Raw genomic sequence first — 16,650 nt, 5'->3', positions numbered from 1 at the left:
AACGGGAGGCGGTAGTGCCGGGGCCGGTCCGACGCCGGTCCGACGCGCGGTCAGCTCCCGGCGGCGGTGGCCGGACGGCGGCCCGGGGTGCTCACCGGCCGTCAGGCGGCGGCCGGCGGGTTGGCCGGGGAGTACTCGGGGTCGCTCCAGGTGAGCGGGGTGGCGTCGGCCAGTTCGAGGACGCCGGTGACGGTGAGTTCGACCACCCGCTCGGCCCCCGGCAGGCCGGCCGCCGACCGTTCGGACCAGTCGGTCCGGGCCTCGCCGGTGATCAGCAGCGCCCCGCCGGTCTCGTAGTCCGGCAGCAGCAGACCGGCGCGCGGGTCGAGCTCCAGGTTGCCCAGCGTCATGAACATGCTGTTGCCGGCGTACTCGGGCCAGCGCAGCCGGTCCGGGCCGACGGCCCGCAGGAAGCCGGGGTTGCCGCCCCGGTGCGAGGCGTCCACCCGGCCGTCCGGGCCGGCGGTGGCGATGAAGAAGGTGTCGGCGGTGGCCGCGGCCAGCTGCTGGGCGGTGGAGAGGACCGGGCCGGCGGCCACCAGGCGCGGGGCGCCGGCGGCCGGCCGCTCCAGCGGGCTGCGGCGCTGGATGTACTTCGGGCAGTTGGCGTAGACCTGGTCGGCGGTGATCACCAGGCCGCCCCGGCCGTCCGGCGCGCAGCGGCCGTTGAGCCGCATCCGGCGCCGGCCGGCCGGGTCCAGGGCGATGGTGCCGACCTCGGCCGGACCGGCCAGGGCGGCGGCCAGCGGGTCCTCGGCGGCGGGCCGGGCCGCCACCGTGAGGGTCCTCTCGTCGGGTGCCCGCAGGAAGCCGGGCCCGCCGGTGAGCTGGGTCGCCCAGAGCCGGCCGTCGGCGTCGGCGGCGCCGAGCACCAGCACCCGTCGCTCGGCCAGGAAGCGGGCGGCCACGGCCGGGATGGTGCGGCCGATCGCGCGGCCGGAGTGGTCGGCCCGCTCGACCCGGCCGGCCCGGGCCTGCACCGCGCGCTCGCCCGGGTGGTACGGCGTGCTGCTGTTGTCCGTCATGGCGGCCACCTCGGCCGGGCCTAGAAGAACCCGCAGGTGGGGGCCGCCCCGCTGGGGGCGGTGGCGCCGGTCGCGTCCACGCCCTGCGGGGTGTAGATCTCCAGCCGGATGCCGTCGGGGTCGGTGAAGAAGATCCCGCCGGAGGCCGCGCCCTCGCGGTGCGGGACGACGCCGTCGTGGGCGAAGTCCGCGCCCAGCTCGCGCAGCAGCCGCTCGGCGGCGTGGACCTCGTCGAGGCTGTCGACCTGGAAGGAGAGGTGGTGCAGGCCGGGCGCGGCGGTGGCGAAGGTGCCCGCGCTCTGCTGCCAGAGGGTGATCACCAGCCGGCCGTCGCGGCCCAGGAAGGCGAAGCGGTGCTCGGGGTCGGTGCCCTCGGTCACCACCTCCAGGCCGAGGACGCTGCGGTAGAAGGCGGTCGAGCGGTCGAGGTCGGTGACGTTCAGGCCGACGTGGCCGGTCTGCAGGGTGCTGGTGGCGGTGCTGGACATGGCTGATCACTCCCGTGGCCCGGGGCGCCCGGAGGCGCCCGCTCCCTAACCTGTACAAGGGACGGTAGTGGTTAGCCTGATGTCCCGTCAACCAATACCGGCCTCCGTAGCGGTTAGGTAGGTCTCGGTGAGCCGGTCCTGGAACGCCTCGGCGGTGAACAGGTAGTCCTGGCTGCCGGCCGACTCCAGCGCGTACGCCGCCAGCACGCAGCCCAGCCGGGCCGAGGCGTCGTCCGGCAGGCCGTCGGCCCGGCCCGCCAGGAAGCCCGCCCGGAACGCGCCGCCCGCACCCGCGCCGTCCGGCAGCCGGGAGATCGGGGCGGCCGGGACGGCGAGCGAGGGCTCGTCCGGGTAGTCGATCCAGACGCCCTCCGGGCCGAGGGTGGTGACCCAGCTGCCGACCCGGTGCAGCACCTCCTCGGCGGTCCACCCGGTGTGCTCCAGCAGCAGGCCGCGCTCCCGGCGGTTGGTGACGAGGCAGTCCGCCCCGGTCAGCACGGCCTCGGCGCCGGCCGCGCCGAGCTCCGCCGTCCGGCCGGCCACGTCCACCAGGTAGGGCAGGCCCAGCCGCCGGCACTCGGCGGCGCGGGCGGCCATCACCTCCGCCCCGGCGGGGCCGAGGAAGACCAGCCCGACGCCCGCGGCCCAGCCCGGCGGGCCCGGGCTGACGTCCTCGGCCAGCGCCCCGGGGTGGAAGGAGGTGATCCGGTTGCGGTCGGCGTCGGTGGTGCTGGTGTAGCGGGCGGTGGCCAGCTCGGCCGAGACCCGCACCAGGGAGGTGTCCACCCCGGCCTCCTCCAGCCGTTCCCGGTAGTCGCCGAAGTCCCGGCCGGCCGCGCCCAGCAGCAACGGCCGGCGGCCGAGGCGGCCGAGCCCGTACGCGACGTTGGCGGCCACGCCGCCGTAGCGCACCTCCAGGTCGTCGACCAGGAAGGAGAGCGAGAGGTGCTTGAGCTGGGCGGGCAGCAACTGGTGGGTGAAGCGGCCGGGGAAGGTCATCAGATTGTCGATGACGATCGGGCCGGTGACCGCGATTCGCATGGGATACCTGCCTCACCGTGGAGGGTCTGGGGTGCGTTCGGAGTGGAGGGGGCCGCGGACGGCGGGACCTACAGGGCCCAGAGGACCCAGCCGAGGAGCAGGAGGTTGGCGGTGCCCTGGGCGACGGCGCTGGCCAGGGCCGAGCCCGTCCAGGCGCGGCAGATGCCGAGGGCGAGGCCCATGGTGAAGACGGACGGCAGCACCCCGCAGATCACCCGGGTGTCGAACGGGTTGAGGCCGTAGTCGCCGAGGTGGACCAGGGCCCAGGCGGCCGAGGTGGCGGCGATCGCCGCCACCGGGCCCCGGACGCGCTCCACCGCGTGGTACAGGACGCCCCGGTAGCAGACCTCCTCGACCAGCGGCACCAGGACGCCCATGCAGAGCACCATGGCCAGGCCCGCCACCACCGGGGCGCCCGGCGCCAGCTGCCGGAACAGCTCCGGGATCAGCGACGTCCAGTTGCCCTCGCCCCGGCCGAAGGCGGCCCGGGTGGCGAAGACGGTGTCGGCGTAGGCGAGCACCACCAGGGCGGTGCCGGCCGCGGCGGGCCCGAACCGGAAGCGGCGCAGCCCGGCGGCGGCGCGGTCCGGGCGGTCCAGCACGGCCAGGACCAGCGCGCTCAGGCCGACCGACAGGACCATCAGCGGGATCGCGAACGCCCCGGCGATCCGGACCGAGGCCAGGACCGCGAACAGCAGGGCGGCCGAGGCGAGCGGTGCGGCGCGGTGGCGGTCGCGCAGGCGGTGGACGGTGCGAGCCCGTCCGGTGGTGGCGGGCTCGGGGGACGCGGGCGCCACCACCGGACGGTTCGCGGTCATCGGGGGCCCACCTCCGCCGCCGCGGGGGCGCGGCGCAGCGAGGGCAGCCACCAGTTGTAGCGGCGGAACAGCAGCAGGGTGGCCGGGACGAAGAGCATCCGGATCAGGGTGGCGTCCAGCAGGACGGCGAGGCCGAGGCCGGCGCCGTACTCCTGGAGCATCACCGTGGAGGAGAGCACCATCGTGCCGAGGCTGCCCGCCATCACCAGACCGGCCGCGTTGATCACCCGGCCGGTGTCGACCACCGCGCCGATGGTGGCGCTCTCCTGGTCGGCCCCGCCGCGCACCAGGTCGCGGACCCGGGTGACCAGGAAGATCTCGTAGTCCATGCCGAGCCCCATCATCAGGACGGTGAGGAAGATCGGCAGGTCGTCGATGATCGCCCGGTCGAGCCAGAAGTGGAAGATCAGCACGGTGATGCCGATCGCCCAGACGTTGCTCATCATGATCGTGAGGATCAGCCGGACCGGGATCAGCAGCGAGCGCAGGGCCACCACCAGCATCACGAAGACGCCGATCGAGACGAGCCCGATCATCTGCCAGAAACTGGAGTTGAGCGCGTTGCCGTACTGGCGGTCGACCTGGGTGGCGCCGCCGACCTGGAGCGCTCCGACGTCCTTCGCTGCCCCGGTGACGTCCTGGATGCGGTCGACGGTCCCGACCGCGGCCTCGGAGTAGGGCGGGTCGGCGAGCTCGACCACGATCCGCAGGGCGCCGTCGTCGGCCAGGTAGTCCCGTCGCACGTCGGAGGTCAGGGCGTCGACCTGGTCGGCGGGCAGCGGGGTGCCGAACGGCCTGGTCACCGCGGAGACCCGGGCGACGCCGGGGACGGCGGCCAGCCGGTCGGTGAGCGCCGTCACCGCGCTGCGGCCGGGGTCGGTGAGCCGGTGGGTGGCCGGGTCGACCACGCCGGCGGCCGGCCGGGCGACCACCAGGGTGGGCAGCACCGTCGCGTCGCCCCACTTCTCGGCGACCAGCTCGAAGCCCGCCCGGGAGTCGGTGGCCGGGCTGAGCGCCACCGGGTCGGCGGTCGAGCGGTGCTGTGCGGTGATCACCGCGAACGGCACCGTGATCACGGCGAACACCAGCACGATCGCCACCTTGCGGCGCCGGGCCAGGTCGGCGGCCCTGGCCAGGTGCCGGCCCAGGGCGCTCTCGTGCTCCAGGTCGCTCAGCGGGCGCCAGCCGAGGGCGAAGAAGCGGTCGCCGAGCAGCACCAGCAGCGCGGGCGTCAGGGTGAGCGCGGCGAGGAGCACGATCGGGATGCCGATCAGCCCGCCGTAGCCGAGCGGCGGGATCCAGTCCACCGGGGAGAGCAGGGTGGCCCCGAAGGCGAGCACCACGGCGATCGCGGCGAGCAGCATGGACTCGCCCGCGTGCGCGGTGGCGTGCACCGCCGCCTCCTTGGGCGGACGGCCGGCCAGCCGCTCCTGCCGGTAGCGGGAGGAGAGCAGCATGCTGTAGTCGACGCCCGCGCCCAGCATCACGAAGTTCATGATCGTGATGGTGAACTGGGTGAGCGTCACGCCGTGGCCGAGCGCGAACAGCGCGGCCTGGCTGACCGTCATGGCCAGCCCGATCGCGGCCACCGTCAGCACGGCGGGCACCACGGCGCGGAAGAACAGCAGCAGCACCACGAAGATGATCGCGTAGGCGACCGTCTCCATCAGCGCGTTGTCGTCCTCGGCCTTCTTGTAGGTGTCCTTGATCAGGGCGAGCTCGCCGGTGACGTGGGCGTCGACGTCCGGGCCGGCGCCCACGGTGCGCAGCGAGCCCTCGATCGCGGACCGCAGCCAGTCCACGTCCGGGTCGTGCCCGGCCTGCTTGGCGAAGCTGACCGTGACCAGGGCGGCCCGGCCGTCCTTGGCGAGCAGGCGGTCCACGGCGTCGGCGGGCACCGGCACCGGGAAGGAGCGCCAGTCGGTGGCGGCCGCGAAGCCCGCGGCGAGACCGGGCAGCGCCGCGTCGTCGGCGGCCACCGCCCGGTGCGCCAGGTCGGCGAGCCCGGCCGGGACCTGGCCGGCCGCCACCGCCGCGTCCACCGCCTGCCCGCGTGCCTGCGGGGAGGTGCCGGCCTGTGCGGCGGTGAGATCGCGGTCCACCTGGGCGCGCAGCTGCCGCAGGTACTCGGCGGTGGAGTCCCGGTACAGGGTGTACGCCGAGACGGACTGCCGGACTTCTCCGGTGCGCTCCTTCTCGGCGATGCGGCCGTCCAACTCGGCCAGCAGTTTGCGCAGTTGCTCGCCCCGGACGTCCGGGGCGCCGATCGCGACGATCGACTCGCGCTGCGAGCGGTCGGGGAAGGACTGCTCGACGAGCTGGTCGGCCCGGGCACTGCTGGTGCCCGGGACGACCTTGGACGCGCCCTGTTTGGTCAGGACGTCGTTCAACTGCGAGGCGAACGGGAAGCAGACCGCGATGATCACGGCCCAGACCGCGAGCACGGTCTTCGGCCGGGCGGTGAGCACCCCGGCGAGGCGCAGCAGGCGGCCCTGCACCGCGCCGTGGGTGGTCTCCGGTGCCGCGGGTGTGACGGTCGCGGTCATGCGGTGCCGACTCCCTCGCGGTGGCGCCCGCCCGGGCCGGTGCCGGCGGAGGGGGTGCTGGGGCTGGTGCCGGTGACCACGGCGAAGGTGTGCCGCAGCTCCAACGTGCCGTTGCGGGCGACGTGTTCGGCCAGCCCGGCGCGGATCAGCTCCAGCGCGTGGTCCTCCCGGCGGTGGTCGACGGCGTCCTTGAAGCCGGCCGCCGCGCCGGAGCGCTGCACCCACTCCAGGGCGGCCTCCGGGGTGTCGGCGGGCAGCACCTGGTGGCCGTCGCGCTGGACGTCGACGGTCAGGCCGGCCTTGGCGAACCAACGGGCCACCGTGGCGGCGTCCTTCGGCAGGTTCACCCGGATCATGCCGGTGAGCAGCGACGGATCCGCGGCGAAGACCTTCTCCAGCTGGGTGATCAGGGTCTTGAGCGCGTCGCCGCGGGTCTCGATCACCACCACCCGGCCGCCGGGCCGCAGCACCCGCTTGACCTGCTCCAGCAGCTTGACCGGCTTGCTGTAGCAGATCGCCCAGCCGACCACGACGAGGTCCGCGGAGGCGGTCGGCCGGCTGCGCAGGAAGTCCTCCATGTCCCCCTCCTGGAGGGAGACTTCGAGCTCCGGCGCGCGCAGGGTGTCGGGCAGGATCTTGGCCTGGGCCACCGCCAGCATGCCGGGGGACTTGTCCACCGCGTGCACCGAACCGCGGCCCTCCAGGCGGCGGACGATCTCGTGGGTCAGGTGCCCGGTGCCGCAGGCGAGTTCGAGGACGTCGTCGCCCGGGCGGATCTCCACCTCGTTGAGTGCGGCGAGCGAGTGCACGCCCATCACCGGGCTGAAGTAGCTGTCGTAGCTGGAACTCGCGGCGTCGTAGTCGGGTGTGGTGTCGGCGTGGGTGCGGCTCAGGGTGAGACGCAGGGCACGCGCGGCGAGTCCGAGGCGACTCATGGCTGGCTCCTTCTGATGAGGTCGGATTCCGGGGGCTGCGCGGCCGGTGCCGCGCAGGCGACGAGCAGGAGGCCGGCCAGGCCGGCCAGGGTGCCGAGGACGGCCGCGGCCACCGAGGGGGCGGTCGCCCCGGCCGCGGTGCCCGCGACCAGGGCGAACACCGCCGCGGCCAGGACCGGCGCCCGGGGGGCGGTGGTGCGGGCCGGGGCGACGGCCACCGCGGCGGTGAGCGCCGCGAGGGCGGTGACCACGGCCGCGAGGACGGGGTTCGCGGCGGTGGCCGAGGCGGGCAGGGCGGCGCCGAGCAGCAGCAGCCCGGCGGCCGGGGCCCGGTGGGGCGGGCCCGGCAGCAGGGCGGTGGCGGTGCGGCGGTGCGTCAGGGCGGCCGCCAGCGTGAGGACGGCTCCGGCCGCGGCGGCCGCGCACCAGGGCCAGTCGGGCGCGCCGCCGCCGGCGGGGGGCAGGCCCGCGCCGAGGACGGCGCCGGCCGCGCCGCCGGCCAGTGCGGCGACCGTCGCGGGGCCCGGTGGGACGGGCGGTGCGGGGTCGGTCGCCGGGCCGGCCGGTGCGCCCGTCGTGGGGTCCGGCGTCCGGTTCACGGCCGGGCGGCGGACGAGTCGGCGAGCTCGGCGAGCTCGGCCATCTCGTCGGTGGCGTCCGGCTCGTCGTCGCGCAGGAACATCTCCGTCTCGCTGCTCAGCGCGTCCAGGACCCGGTTCAGGTGCTCGGTGGTGTGGGTGGCCATCAGGCTGAGCCGCAGCCGGGGCGAGGCGGCCGGCGGCACCACCGGGTTGGTGTAGACGCCGTTGTCGATGAGCCGGCGCCAGAGCAGCAGGGTGTCGATGACGCCCCGGGTGCGCAGCGGGATCACCGGGGTGCTGCTCTCGCCCGGGCTGATGCCGAGGGAGACCAGGCCGGCCCGCAGGTAGTCGGCGTTCTGCTGGGCCCGCTCGGGGCGCCAGGGCTCCTCGCGCAGGATGCGCAGCGCGGTCAGGGCGGCGGCCATGCTGGCCGGGGTCGCGGAGGCGCTGAAGATCAGGCTGCGGGCGTGGTGCTTGATGTAGTGGATGACGTCGTCGTCGCCGAGGACGGCTCCGCCCAGCGAGGCCAGGGACTTGCTGAAGGTGACCGTGATGAGGTCGACCCGGTCGGTGAGGCCGAAGTAGGAGCAGGTGCCCCGGCCCTGGTCGAGGACGCCGAGGCCGTGCGCGTCGTCGACGATCAGGCGGGCCCCGTGGCGCTCGCAGACCTCGACGATCTCCGGCAGCGCGCAGAGGTCGCCCTCCATCGAGTAGACGCCGTCGACCACGACCAGCTTGCCGGCCTGGGCCGGGACGGCGGCCAGGCTGCGGTCCAGCGCACGGGCGTCGTTGTGCCGGAAGCGGCGGTGCTTGGCGCCGCTCAGCACGCAGCCGTCGACGATGGAGGCGTGGGCGTCGCGGTCGGCGAAGACGACGTCGCCGCGGCCGGCCAGGGCGCTGATCGTGCCGAGGTTGGCCTGGTAGCCGGTGGAGATCACGGCCGCCGCGGGTTTGCCGTAGAAGTCGGCGAGTTCGCCCTCCAACTGATCGTGCAGGTCCAGGTTCCCGTTGAGGAAACGGGAGCCGGTGCAGGACGGGCCGTACCGGTCGAGCGCGTCGGCGGCGGCCTTTCTGACCCGAGGGTCGGAGGTCAGGCCCAGATAGTTGTTGGAGCCGCACATCACCAGCTCACGGTCACCCAGGGTGACCGTGGTGCCTTCGTGACCGGTGAGCGGGAGGAAGTAGGGATAGATCCCCGCCGCCATGGCATCCCGGGCAGCGCGATAGTCGGATACTTTGGAGAAAATGTCCACCAGATTCCCTCGAATTCGATGATCGGCGTATTCGACGCATCGGTTCACGCGAATTTTGACCCTGGTTTGAACGGAATAACCGCCGCTGTTGTCATGGCCGGGGCGGCCGAATCGGCCGGGGCCGTGCGGAAGCCCGCCCCGGAGCGGTGCGCGTCGTTGCGCGGGGTGCCCCAGGAACGGTCGGAGCGGCGACCGGGCATGGCGGATGGGCCGACGTTGTGGTTGACGTGGGCGCAACCACCCGACACCGAAGTCTTGTTGACCAGCTGTCAGCTAGCGCCTCTGGGCTGCCGGCCTGCGCGGACATCGTCGAATCCGTATGTCTCGCATGATCCCCCGTTGATGTCGAACAGCGTTCCCCCTGGCGCGGTGAAAACCCCGGCGCCGCTTCTTCGATCATCGTGCACATGAATCTTGAGGTGGCCGGTCGGCGAGCCCTGGGATCTCGCCGGTTTTCGGCCGAGGAAACGTAAGCACGCCTCATTCGAAACTGTCAACACCCTTCCCTTTCGGGTATCTCGGATTTACCGGCGGAGCGCTCCGGTTCTGCTAGGGTGGGCGCCGACCGTCTGGACGGTCTGTAACACGGAGAGAGGTACGACCGGTGCGTGATCACCTGCTCGACGCTGTCGAGCGGCTGCTGGTGCGGGGAGGTCTGGACGCCGTGCGTCTGGACGCGGTGGCCGTGGAGGCCGGGGTCAGCAAGGGAGGGCTGCTGCACCACTTCCCCAGCAAGCGGGCGCTCGTCCAGGGAGTCGTCGAGCGGCTGGCGGACCGGTTCGAGGCCGTACTGCCCGGGCCCGGGGCGCCTCCCGGGGCCTTCGCGCTCGCCTGGTTGGAGGCGAGCATCCCCGAGGAGTCACCGGCCGGGGACACCAGCGGAGCCGACCAGGTGCCGGTCGCCCTGCTCGCCGCGGCCGGCGGCCCGGAACTGCTCGACGTGCTGCGGGCCCGCTACGAGCGCTGGCAGCAGCGTCTCACCGAGGACGGTCTGGACCCGGCCGTGGCCACGCTCGTGCGGATGGCCGTGGACGGCTGGTGGTCGGCCCGACTGCTCGACCTCAGCCCGCCGCACGACGGGCTGCACCGTGAGTTGCGCAATCTGCTGGTCGAACTCGTCGGCGGCAGAAGCTAGGTCATCCGAAACGAGACGGGGGACGGACATGACGGCGTACCTGCTGGTGGGAGCGGCCATCGCGGCCGAGGTGACGGCGACGCTGGCCCTGCGGGCCTCGCACGGGCTGACCAGGCTGGCGCCCAGCGCGGTGGTCGCGGTGGGGTACGTCGCCGCGTTCGTGCTGCTGGCCCAGGCGCTGAAGTCGCTGAACGTGGGCCCGGTCTACGCGGTCTGGTCGGGGCTCGGCACGGTCGGGGCGCTGGTCGGCGGCGCGGTCGTGTTCGGCGAACCGGTCAAACCGGCCTCGCTGATCGGGGCCGCGCTGGTGGTCGGCGGGGTCGCGGTGATGTACCTCGGCGGGGGGCTCAGCCACGAGTGACGGTATGACCGAGGAGAGAGCATGAGCGACACCGCCGCCGCGCCCAGCAGGGTCCTGCGCTTCACCAAGGCGTCCATGGTGGTCACCGACGTCGGCTTCCTGGCCTACTGGGCGGTCACCCTGCTGGCGCTGATCCCGGCCGAGTACGCGTACAAGGACTACCGGAACCCGGTGCTCAGCGACTGGAACTACTCGTTCGTCCTGCTGGACGTGCTGGCCAGCGTCACCGGGCTCGCGGCGCTGCGGCTCGGCCGGTGCGGGGCGGCCGGGGCGCAGGCGCTGATGCTGGTCTCGCTCGTGCTGACCAGTACGGCGGGGCTCCAGGCGGTGGCGTTCTGGACGCTGCGCGGCGACTTCTCCCCGGGCTGGTGGCTGCCGAACCTGTTCCTGCTGCTGTTCCCGATCCCGGGGATGGTCGCCCTGGTGCGGGCGTCGCCGGCGCGGGCCTGAGCCGCCGCCCCGGCATCGCCGGGCGGCGCCGCCGGTGACCGTCGGCCGGGCGGTGCTCCCGACCCGCTACTCCCACTCCCAGCGGATGCCGACGTGGCCCGGCTGCTGGTCGGGGGCGAGCACGTGGGCGCTGGCGGAGGCGCCGATCCACAGCTGCTCGCGGCGGCGGTCGACGTCCTCGCCCGGGGCGCGGTCGTAGCGCTCGCAGTGGACGGGCACGGTCGCCGGGTCGAAGTGCACCTGGAGCACGTACTCGCGCACCGGGATGGCGAAGCGGCGGCTGTACTCCATGGTCGGGCCGCCGGGCGGGATCTCCACCTCGTACTCGAAGACCGTGCTGTCCCCCTGCCCGAGCGGGCGGTCCAGCATCAGCTCGCCGACCACCAGGCCGGCCTTCGGCCTGCGGCGGACCCGGCCGAGCCGGCCGTGCCGGACCGAGGTGATCTCGGGGCAGCCGGTGGCCTCCTCGTCGGCCTTGTGCACCACCAGGCAGCGGCCGACGCCGCCGACGGTGGCGCGGACCACCTGGCGCATCCGCAGCAGGTTGCCGCGGCGCTCGGCGTCGACGTAGTAGGAGTCGTGGATGCTCAGCCGCTCCAGCTCGCCGACCGGCGGCGCGTCCAGCTCGGCGAAGACGTCGGCGATCTCCTGCTCCCCCGGCCAGACGTCCTCCAGCCGCAGGTGCGCGGTGTTGGCGGCGGCGGCCCAGCGGCCCCGCGGGCGCGGCGGGCCGAGCAGTGCGGAGAGCGTGGAGTGCGGCAGGCCGAGCAGTTCCTCCAGCAGGTGGACGGCGCGCAGCGAGCTGGCCCGTTCGGGCTGGCTGCGGCCGCGCCGCCAGTAACTCAGCGTCGTCACGCTGACCCTGACGCCGCGTTGGGCGAGTGCGGCGCGGATCCGGTCGAGGCTCAGGCCGCTGGCCTCGATCGCCAGGTGCAGGGTGTCGGCGAAGCCCCCGGCGGGGGCGGGCCGGCCGGTGCCGGAGGTGGCGGTCGCGGTGGTGGCGGCAGTGGCGGTGGTGGCGGTGGTGGCGGTGGTGGCGGTCGTGGTGGTGACGGGGGGCACGGGGGCGGGTGCGGGCGCGCCGGGGCGCGGTCCGACCAGCCGGAGCCGGGCGTCCTGGGGGTGTTGTGAGCCCATGCGGTTACCTTCCCCAGCAAGCGGGTTCGGCGCGGCAGGTCCGGCGCCGAGGCGCGCCGTGAACGGCTTCACCGAGCTGTGGGGAACCCTATGCACGGTCGAGAGGCTACGTCATCAGTCGTGCGTATGACAGTGGTCACGAGCGGTCGACCACAGGGTTATCGATCTTGAAACAGAACGGAAACACACCGTCGGAGCGGTCCTTGTGCGGACCGCCCCGGCGGTGTGGGGCCGCAGCGGTGATCAGGAGACGCTGAGCGCGGCGTCGTCGATCACGAAGCTGGTCTTGAGCGAGGCGTCCTCGGTGCCGGTGAACTTCACCGTGACCGTCTGGCCGGCGAAGGCCGAGAGGTCGTAGGACTTCTGGACGTAGCCGGTGGCCGCGTTGGCGTTGGACAGGGTGGCCAGCGTGGTCGAGCCGGCCTGGACGGTCAGCTTGTCGTACGCGGTGCTGCCGGACTCGGCGGTGTCGATGTGCACCCAGAAGGAGAGCGTGGCCTTGCAGCCGGCCGGGATCGAGACGGTCTGCGCCAGGCTGTCGCTGTGGGCGCTGCCGTAGCCGTCCAGCCAGGCCTTCCAGGAGCCGGCGTGGGCGGCCTCGCCGGAGGTGTTGTCGACGACGCCGGTGGACGCCGTCCACGGGGCGGCGGTGCCGGTCTCGAAGCCGCCGTTGCCGATGAGCTGGGCCGCGGTGCAGCCGCCGGTGGGCGGCGTGGTGGTGCCGCCGAGCAGCGCCGCGTTCAGGGTGTCGGCGATCGGGCTGCCCCAGCCGGTGACCTGGTCGTAGCCGGCCTTGGTGGAGAAGTCCTGGTTCTTGCCGGTGGTCACGTCGTGGAACGTGGTGCCGTAGCTGCTGCTGTTGGCCACGGCGTACAGCCGCGGGGAGGCCTCGCCGAGGACGGGCTGCCCGGCCGCCTTGGCCTTCTGGTTGAACTGGGCCGCGTAGCCGGACCAGAGCGGGGCGGCCGCGCTGGTGCCGCCGTAGACCTGCCAGCCGCCGGCGGTGTAGATGGCGAAGCCGCTGGCCGGGTCGGCGTTGGAGGAGACGTCCGGGACGGTGCGCATGGTGCCGCTCACACCGGTGCCGGTCTGCCAGCTCGGCTTGGCGAAGACGGTGGAGACGCCGCCGCCGGCGGTGCTCCAGGCGCTCTCGGAGGAGTAGGCGCTGCCGGAGACCTTGAGGTTGGTGCCGCCGACGCCGGTCTGGTGCGGGCTGGACGCGGGGAAGTCGACCGCCTTGACGCCGGAGCCGCTGGTGGAGCGGGTGCAGTCGCGCGAGCCGTCGTCGCCGGAGGCCGAGAAGATCGAGATGCCCTGCGCGGCGGCCTGCTTGAACGAGTTGTCGACCGCCGTCATGGAGGAGGCGGTGGTGTCCGGCTCGCAGGAGCCCCAGGAGATGGAGATGACCGAGACCCGGTTGTCCGCGACGATCTTGGCGGCCATGTCGATCTCGCCCTGGTCGCTGTTGGGGGCCTCGTAGACCAGCTGGGTCGCCTTGGGGGCGACGCCGCGCACGATCTCGCTGTCCAGCTCGACCTCGCCCTGGCCCTCGCCGGGGGAGGAGTCGTAGTTCGCGCCGTCCACCGACACGGTGGAGACGGCCGGGCCGGTGAGCCCGTACTGGGTGTCGTAGGTCTTCAGGTTGTTGGCGCTGTAGCCGTCGAACTCCCAGAGCGCGACGCTGACCCCGGTGCCGTCGGCGCCGGTCTTGTTCAGGTTGTACGCGCCGTCGTACTGGCTCGGGCCGAAGCCGCTGGGGGCGGCCAGGGTCCCGGCGGGGGCGGCGGGCGTGGACGGCTTGACGTTGCGGGTGGTCCGGACGGTGTGGTTGTTCAGACCGGATATGCCCTGCACCACGTCGGCGAGAGCGGCCGGGACGGAGGCGGCCGCGTCGTTCGCGAAGAAGGTGCGCTGCTGCTGCGGGTCCAGGTAGGCGCTCTCGTGGGTGCCGAAGGCCTTGGCGATCTGCTCGGCGGTGCCGTGGGCGTCGACCACCTGGCGGTTGTCGCTGACCCCGGAGACGGTCAGGCCCTGGGCGGTCAGGAAGGCGCGGACCTGGTCGACGGCGGCCTGGGTCGGGCCGAACCGCTCGGTGAACTGCTGCGGCGTCAGGTGCGTGCCGAACTCCGGGGTGCCGGGGGTGGCGATCGCGGTGAGGAAGCGGTCCAACTCGGCGGTGTCGCGCAGCTTCAGGCTGACCGCGACGGAGAGCTGCTGGTCGGCGGGGACGTCGCCCTTCTTCTCGGAGCGGGCCACCGCGGGGGTCACGGTGTTCGGCAGCGAGACGCGGGCCGCGGCGGCGTTGGGGGCCGGGGCGGCCTGCGCGGCGGTCACGCCGAGCGAGACCGCGGACAGCGGCAGGACGGCAAGGGCCGCGGCAAGGGCAAGGGAGCGAGGGCGCACGGAATCCTCCTCTGGCCGGCATGTGGGGGCCGGCAGGGGCCAGGGCGTCTCTGGGGTGAAACGCTGGCTAGAACATGTCAGAGGGGTTCCGGGAATTGGCTTATGGTCAAGCAATTCGTTGCTAAAAAACAGTCAACTGTGGAGAACGGAATGGAGACGCCTCCATACAGTTAACGGGCGGAATTCATACTCCGGTCCGCACCGATTCGGCGGCGGCGGGGCGACGTAGAATCGGGTACCGGGCGAGACCGAGGGAGTATCCGATGACGGACCGGACGGCAGACCCGCGGGACCCGCGCCCGCTGATCGGCGAGCCGCTCGCGCTCGACCTGCTGAACACGCGGTGGGCGGGCACCCCGGTCAACGACCTGCTGGACGAGCCGGACGGCTTTCGGACCTGGCTCTCCTCCGCCGGGCTGGCGGACCGCTGCCGGGCCGGTGAGGCGGGCCTGGTGGCGCTGCGGCAGGCCCGGGAGGCGCTCGCCGAGGCCGTCCGCGGCCTGGACGAGCGGGGCGAGGTGGGGGCGTCGGCGGCGGCCGGGCTGAACGAGGTGCTGCGGCACGGGCGGCTGCGGCGCGAACTCGGCGCGGCGGGGCCGGCCGAGCACGTCGAGGTGGACGGGCCGCAGTGGCTGGCCGCCTGGCTGGCGGTGGACGATTTCCTCGACCTGCTCGGCCGGGGCGCGCACCGGATCAAGAAGTGTGCCCACGAGGCCTGCATTCTGCACTTCTTCGACACATCGCAGAACGGGCGTCGGCGGTGGTGCTCGATGGCGGTCTGCGGGAACCGCGCGAAAGCGGCGCGGCACTACGAGAAGGCACGCGCCTAGGGAATTGTGCGGGGCGGACGCGGGGGCGCGGGGCGGTGGTCCGCCGCCCCGCGCCCCCGCCGGACGCTCAGCCCTCGGCGGGGGCGCCGAGCCACTGGGCCAGCGCGGCGCGGATCTCGCCCTGGCCCGGGTCGACGGCCGCCCACGCGGCGTAGCCGTCGGGGCGCACCAGCAGGACGGTGTCGCGCAGCTTGCCGTGCGGGTCGGCCGGGGCGACGGTCAGCAGCCGGTCCGCCCACGGCTCGGCGGCGGGCAGCTGGTCATTGCTGACCAGCACGAACGTGCCCGCGCGCAGTGCCTCGTAGAGCCGCTCGGGGGCGGCCGGCTCGCCCTCCCGGACCTGCTCCAGGCCGGTCAGCCGCAGGTCGGGCACCCGCCGGCCGGCCAGCGGGTGGGCGTCCCTGGGCGCGGCGTACCGGATGCCGATGCCGGAGACCGTCCGGGCGCCGCGCTCGGCGACCACGTCGAGGTGGTCGGCCAGGGTGGTGAGGGCGCCGCGCAGGGCCCGGGTGGGCGCGGACTGGGCCAGGGCGAGGCGGATCAGCGCGCCGGAGGTGCGCAGCACCGCCTTGCCGACGGGGTGCCGCTCGGTCTGGTAGGTGTCCAGCAGGGCGTCGGTGGCCCGGCCGCGGACGGCGGCGGCGAGCTTCCAGGAGAGGTTGGCGGCGTCCTGGAGGCCGGTGTTCATGCCCTGGCCGCCGGCCGGGGAGTGGCAGTGGGCCGCGTCGCCGGCCAGGAAGACCCGGCCGGAGCGGTAGTTGGGCACCTGCCGCTCGTCGCTGTGGAAGGTGGAGCTCCACCGGGCGTCGTGCAGGCCGTAGTCCTCGCCGAGCGCGTTGCGGGTCATCTCGGCGATCCGGTCGAGCGGGGGCGGGGTGCCGTCCGCGTGCTGTTCGGCGCCGTCCCAGGCGATGACCCGGTACCAGCCGTCGCCGAACGGCGCGAGGAAGGCGAAGCCGCCCTCGGCGGCGCCGACGGCGATCACCTCGTCGGGGGCGCGGTCCAGCCGGACGTCGGCCAGCACGACGGAGTTGACCACCGACTCGCCGGGGAAGGGGATGCCGAGCAGGTCGCGGACGGTGGAGTGGACGCCGTCGGTGCCGACCACGTAGCCGGCCCGGTGGGTCTCGGTGGCGCCGTCCGCGGGGGCCTCGCCACCGCGGTCGCGGGGGAGGGTCTCGACGGTGACGCCCTCGGCGTCCTGCCGCAGCCCGACGACCTCGGTGCCGCGCAGGATGGTCGCGCCGGCCTTCAGCGCGCGCTCCTGGAGCAGGCGTTCGGTGTGGTACTGCGGGGTGATCAGGACGAACGGGAAGCGGCTCGGGAGGCTGCCGAGGTCGACCCGGAGCCGGTCGAAGAGCCGCAGCGAGGTGAGCGGGCGGCCGGTGGCGATCAGGTCGTCGGCCAGGCCCCGGGCGTCCAGCAGCTCCAGGCTGCGGGCGTGCACGGCGAAGGCCCGGGTGAGGTTGGACTCGGTCCCGCGCTTCTCCAGGACGGTGACCCGGACCCCGGCGGTGGCCAGGTCCCCGGCCAGCAGCAGGCCGGTCGGTCCGGCCCCGACGATCAGGACGTCGGTGACGGTCTGCTTCGCGGTCATGTGTCAGCTCCCGGTGGTCGGACGGAGGTTGGACGCCGATCTGGGCGTTC

15 protein-coding genes are annotated in these 16,650 nt (G+C 73.9%); 4 read left to right on the top strand and 11 right to left on the bottom strand.

Annotated elements, in window-relative coordinates:
• Nucleotides 1–101: 101 nt before the first annotated feature.
• The 8 genes from ACWDRR_RS14135 to ACWDRR_RS14100 form a co-directional block, all read right to left on the bottom strand.
• On the bottom strand, nucleotides 102–1,025 hold the full coding sequence (locus ACWDRR_RS14135) for a pyridoxamine 5'-phosphate oxidase family protein (protein ID WP_449772435.1): 924 nt from the start codon (nucleotides 1,023–1,025) through the stop codon (nucleotides 102–104).
• 20 nt (nucleotides 1,026–1,045) lie between these two features.
• On the bottom strand, nucleotides 1,046–1,513 hold the full coding sequence (locus ACWDRR_RS14130; RefSeq protein ID WP_449772434.1) for a VOC family protein: 468 nt from the start codon (nucleotides 1,511–1,513) through the stop codon (nucleotides 1,046–1,048).
• An 87-nt stretch (nucleotides 1,514–1,600) separates the two neighbouring features.
• Nucleotides 1,601–2,554 (bottom strand): PfkB family carbohydrate kinase, encoded by a 954-nt coding sequence (locus ACWDRR_RS14125; RefSeq protein ID WP_449772433.1) that lies wholly within the window; start codon nucleotides 2,552–2,554, stop codon nucleotides 1,601–1,603.
• A gap of 68 nt (nucleotides 2,555–2,622) precedes the next feature.
• Nucleotides 2,623–3,372: a CPBP family intramembrane glutamic endopeptidase gene (locus ACWDRR_RS14120; protein ID WP_449772432.1), complete on the bottom strand. Its 750-nt coding sequence runs from the start codon at nucleotides 3,370–3,372 to the stop codon at nucleotides 2,623–2,625.
• A complete protein-coding gene (locus ACWDRR_RS14115) occupies nucleotides 3,369–5,918 on the bottom strand; it encodes an MMPL family transporter (protein ID WP_449772431.1) in 2,550 nt (849 codons plus the stop codon). The genes ACWDRR_RS14120 and ACWDRR_RS14115 overlap by 4 nt, the downstream gene beginning before the upstream one ends.
• Nucleotides 5,915–6,853, bottom strand: coding sequence for a class I SAM-dependent methyltransferase (locus ACWDRR_RS14110; protein WP_449772430.1), 939 nt, complete (start codon nucleotides 6,851–6,853; stop codon nucleotides 5,915–5,917). Before ACWDRR_RS14110 ends, ACWDRR_RS14115 begins: the two co-directional genes overlap by 4 nt.
• Nucleotides 6,850–7,452 carry a hypothetical protein gene (locus tag ACWDRR_RS14105; protein ID WP_449772429.1) on the bottom strand — a complete coding sequence of 201 codons (603 nt, stop codon included), beginning with the start codon at nucleotides 7,450–7,452 and terminating at the stop codon, nucleotides 6,850–6,852. The genes ACWDRR_RS14110 and ACWDRR_RS14105 overlap by 4 nt, the downstream gene beginning before the upstream one ends.
• A complete protein-coding gene (locus tag ACWDRR_RS14100; RefSeq protein ID WP_449772428.1) occupies nucleotides 7,449–8,639 on the bottom strand; it encodes an aminotransferase class I/II-fold pyridoxal phosphate-dependent enzyme in 1,191 nt (396 codons plus the stop codon). Before ACWDRR_RS14100 ends, ACWDRR_RS14105 begins: the two co-directional genes overlap by 4 nt.
• 652 nt (nucleotides 8,640–9,291) lie before the next feature.
• On the opposite strand from ACWDRR_RS14100, the gene ACWDRR_RS14095 reads away from it, so the two are divergent.
• Genes ACWDRR_RS14095 through ACWDRR_RS14085 form a run of 3 tightly spaced genes read left to right on the top strand, consistent with a single transcriptional unit; the run spans nucleotide 9,292 to nucleotide 10,633 of the window.
• Complete coding sequence (locus tag ACWDRR_RS14095; RefSeq protein WP_449772427.1) at nucleotides 9,292–9,822, top strand: TetR/AcrR family transcriptional regulator; 531 nt, start codon at nucleotides 9,292–9,294, stop codon at nucleotides 9,820–9,822.
• A gap of 28 nt (nucleotides 9,823–9,850) precedes the next feature.
• The gene (locus ACWDRR_RS14090; protein ID WP_387885876.1) at nucleotides 9,851–10,183 is read left to right on the top strand and encodes a DMT family transporter; all 333 of its coding nucleotides are present in this window, start codon (nucleotides 9,851–9,853) and stop codon (nucleotides 10,181–10,183) included.
• A 21-nt stretch (nucleotides 10,184–10,204) separates the two neighbouring features.
• Nucleotides 10,205–10,633 carry a DUF5360 family protein gene (locus ACWDRR_RS14085; RefSeq protein WP_449772426.1) on the top strand — a complete coding sequence of 143 codons (429 nt, stop codon included), beginning with the start codon at nucleotides 10,205–10,207 and terminating at the stop codon, nucleotides 10,631–10,633.
• A gap of 66 nt (nucleotides 10,634–10,699) precedes the next feature.
• Here the strand turns inward: ACWDRR_RS14085 and ACWDRR_RS14080 are convergent, their stop codons facing one another.
• On the bottom strand, nucleotides 10,700–11,770 hold the full coding sequence (locus tag ACWDRR_RS14080; protein WP_449772425.1) for a hypothetical protein: 1,071 nt from the start codon (nucleotides 11,768–11,770) through the stop codon (nucleotides 10,700–10,702).
• Between the two features lie 243 nt (nucleotides 11,771–12,013).
• The gene (locus tag ACWDRR_RS14075; protein ID WP_449772424.1) at nucleotides 12,014–14,173 is read right to left on the bottom strand and encodes a protease pro-enzyme activation domain-containing protein; all 2,160 of its coding nucleotides are present in this window, start codon (nucleotides 14,171–14,173) and stop codon (nucleotides 12,014–12,016) included.
• Between the two features lie 263 nt (nucleotides 14,174–14,436).
• On the opposite strand from ACWDRR_RS14075, the gene ACWDRR_RS14070 reads away from it, so the two are divergent.
• Complete coding sequence (locus ACWDRR_RS14070; protein WP_449772423.1) at nucleotides 14,437–15,003, top strand: CGNR zinc finger domain-containing protein; 567 nt, start codon at nucleotides 14,437–14,439, stop codon at nucleotides 15,001–15,003.
• 67 nt (nucleotides 15,004–15,070) lie between these two features.
• Here ACWDRR_RS14070 and ACWDRR_RS14065 read toward each other — a convergent pair whose 3' ends face one another.
• Nucleotides 15,071–16,600 (bottom strand): FAD-dependent monooxygenase, encoded by a 1,530-nt coding sequence (locus ACWDRR_RS14065; RefSeq protein ID WP_449772422.1) that lies wholly within the window; start codon nucleotides 16,598–16,600, stop codon nucleotides 15,071–15,073.
• Nucleotides 16,601–16,650: the final 50 nt, after the last annotated feature.

The sequence above is a fragment of the Kitasatospora sp. NPDC003701 genome, assembly GCF_053587085.1.
The sequence above is the reverse complement of the archived record's forward strand: the minus strand, read 5'-3'. Positions and strand labels throughout refer to the sequence as shown.

Excerpts from the sequence above, each read along its gene's own strand:
- ACWDRR_RS14135 (WP_449772435.1), bottom strand. The coding sequence starts at position 1,025 with ATGACGGACAACAGCAGCACGCCGTACCACCCGGGCGAGCGCGCGGTG.
- ACWDRR_RS14130 (WP_449772434.1), bottom strand. The coding sequence starts at position 1,513 with ATGTCCAGCACCGCCACCAGCACCCTGCAGACCGGCCACGTCGGCCTG.
- ACWDRR_RS14125 (WP_449772433.1), bottom strand. The coding sequence starts at position 2,554 with ATGCGAATCGCGGTCACCGGCCCGATCGTCATCGACAATCTGATGACC.
- ACWDRR_RS14120 (WP_449772432.1), bottom strand. The coding sequence starts at position 3,372 with ATGACCGCGAACCGTCCGGTGGTGGCGCCCGCGTCCCCCGAGCCCGCC.
- ACWDRR_RS14115 (WP_449772431.1), bottom strand. The coding sequence starts at position 5,918 with ATGACCGCGACCGTCACACCCGCGGCACCGGAGACCACCCACGGCGCG.
- ACWDRR_RS14110 (WP_449772430.1), bottom strand. The coding sequence starts at position 6,853 with ATGAGTCGCCTCGGACTCGCCGCGCGTGCCCTGCGTCTCACCCTGAGC.
- ACWDRR_RS14100 (WP_449772428.1), bottom strand. The coding sequence starts at position 8,639 with ATGGCGGCGGGGATCTATCCCTACTTCCTCCCGCTCACCGGTCACGAA.
- ACWDRR_RS14090 (WP_387885876.1), top strand. The coding sequence starts at position 9,851 with ATGACGGCGTACCTGCTGGTGGGAGCGGCCATCGCGGCCGAGGTGACG.
- ACWDRR_RS14085 (WP_449772426.1), top strand. The coding sequence starts at position 10,205 with ATGAGCGACACCGCCGCCGCGCCCAGCAGGGTCCTGCGCTTCACCAAG.
- ACWDRR_RS14080 (WP_449772425.1), bottom strand. The coding sequence starts at position 11,770 with ATGGGCTCACAACACCCCCAGGACGCCCGGCTCCGGCTGGTCGGACCG.
- ACWDRR_RS14070 (WP_449772423.1), top strand. The coding sequence starts at position 14,437 with ATGACGGACCGGACGGCAGACCCGCGGGACCCGCGCCCGCTGATCGGC.
- ACWDRR_RS14065 (WP_449772422.1), bottom strand. The coding sequence starts at position 16,600 with ATGACCGCGAAGCAGACCGTCACCGACGTCCTGATCGTCGGGGCCGGA.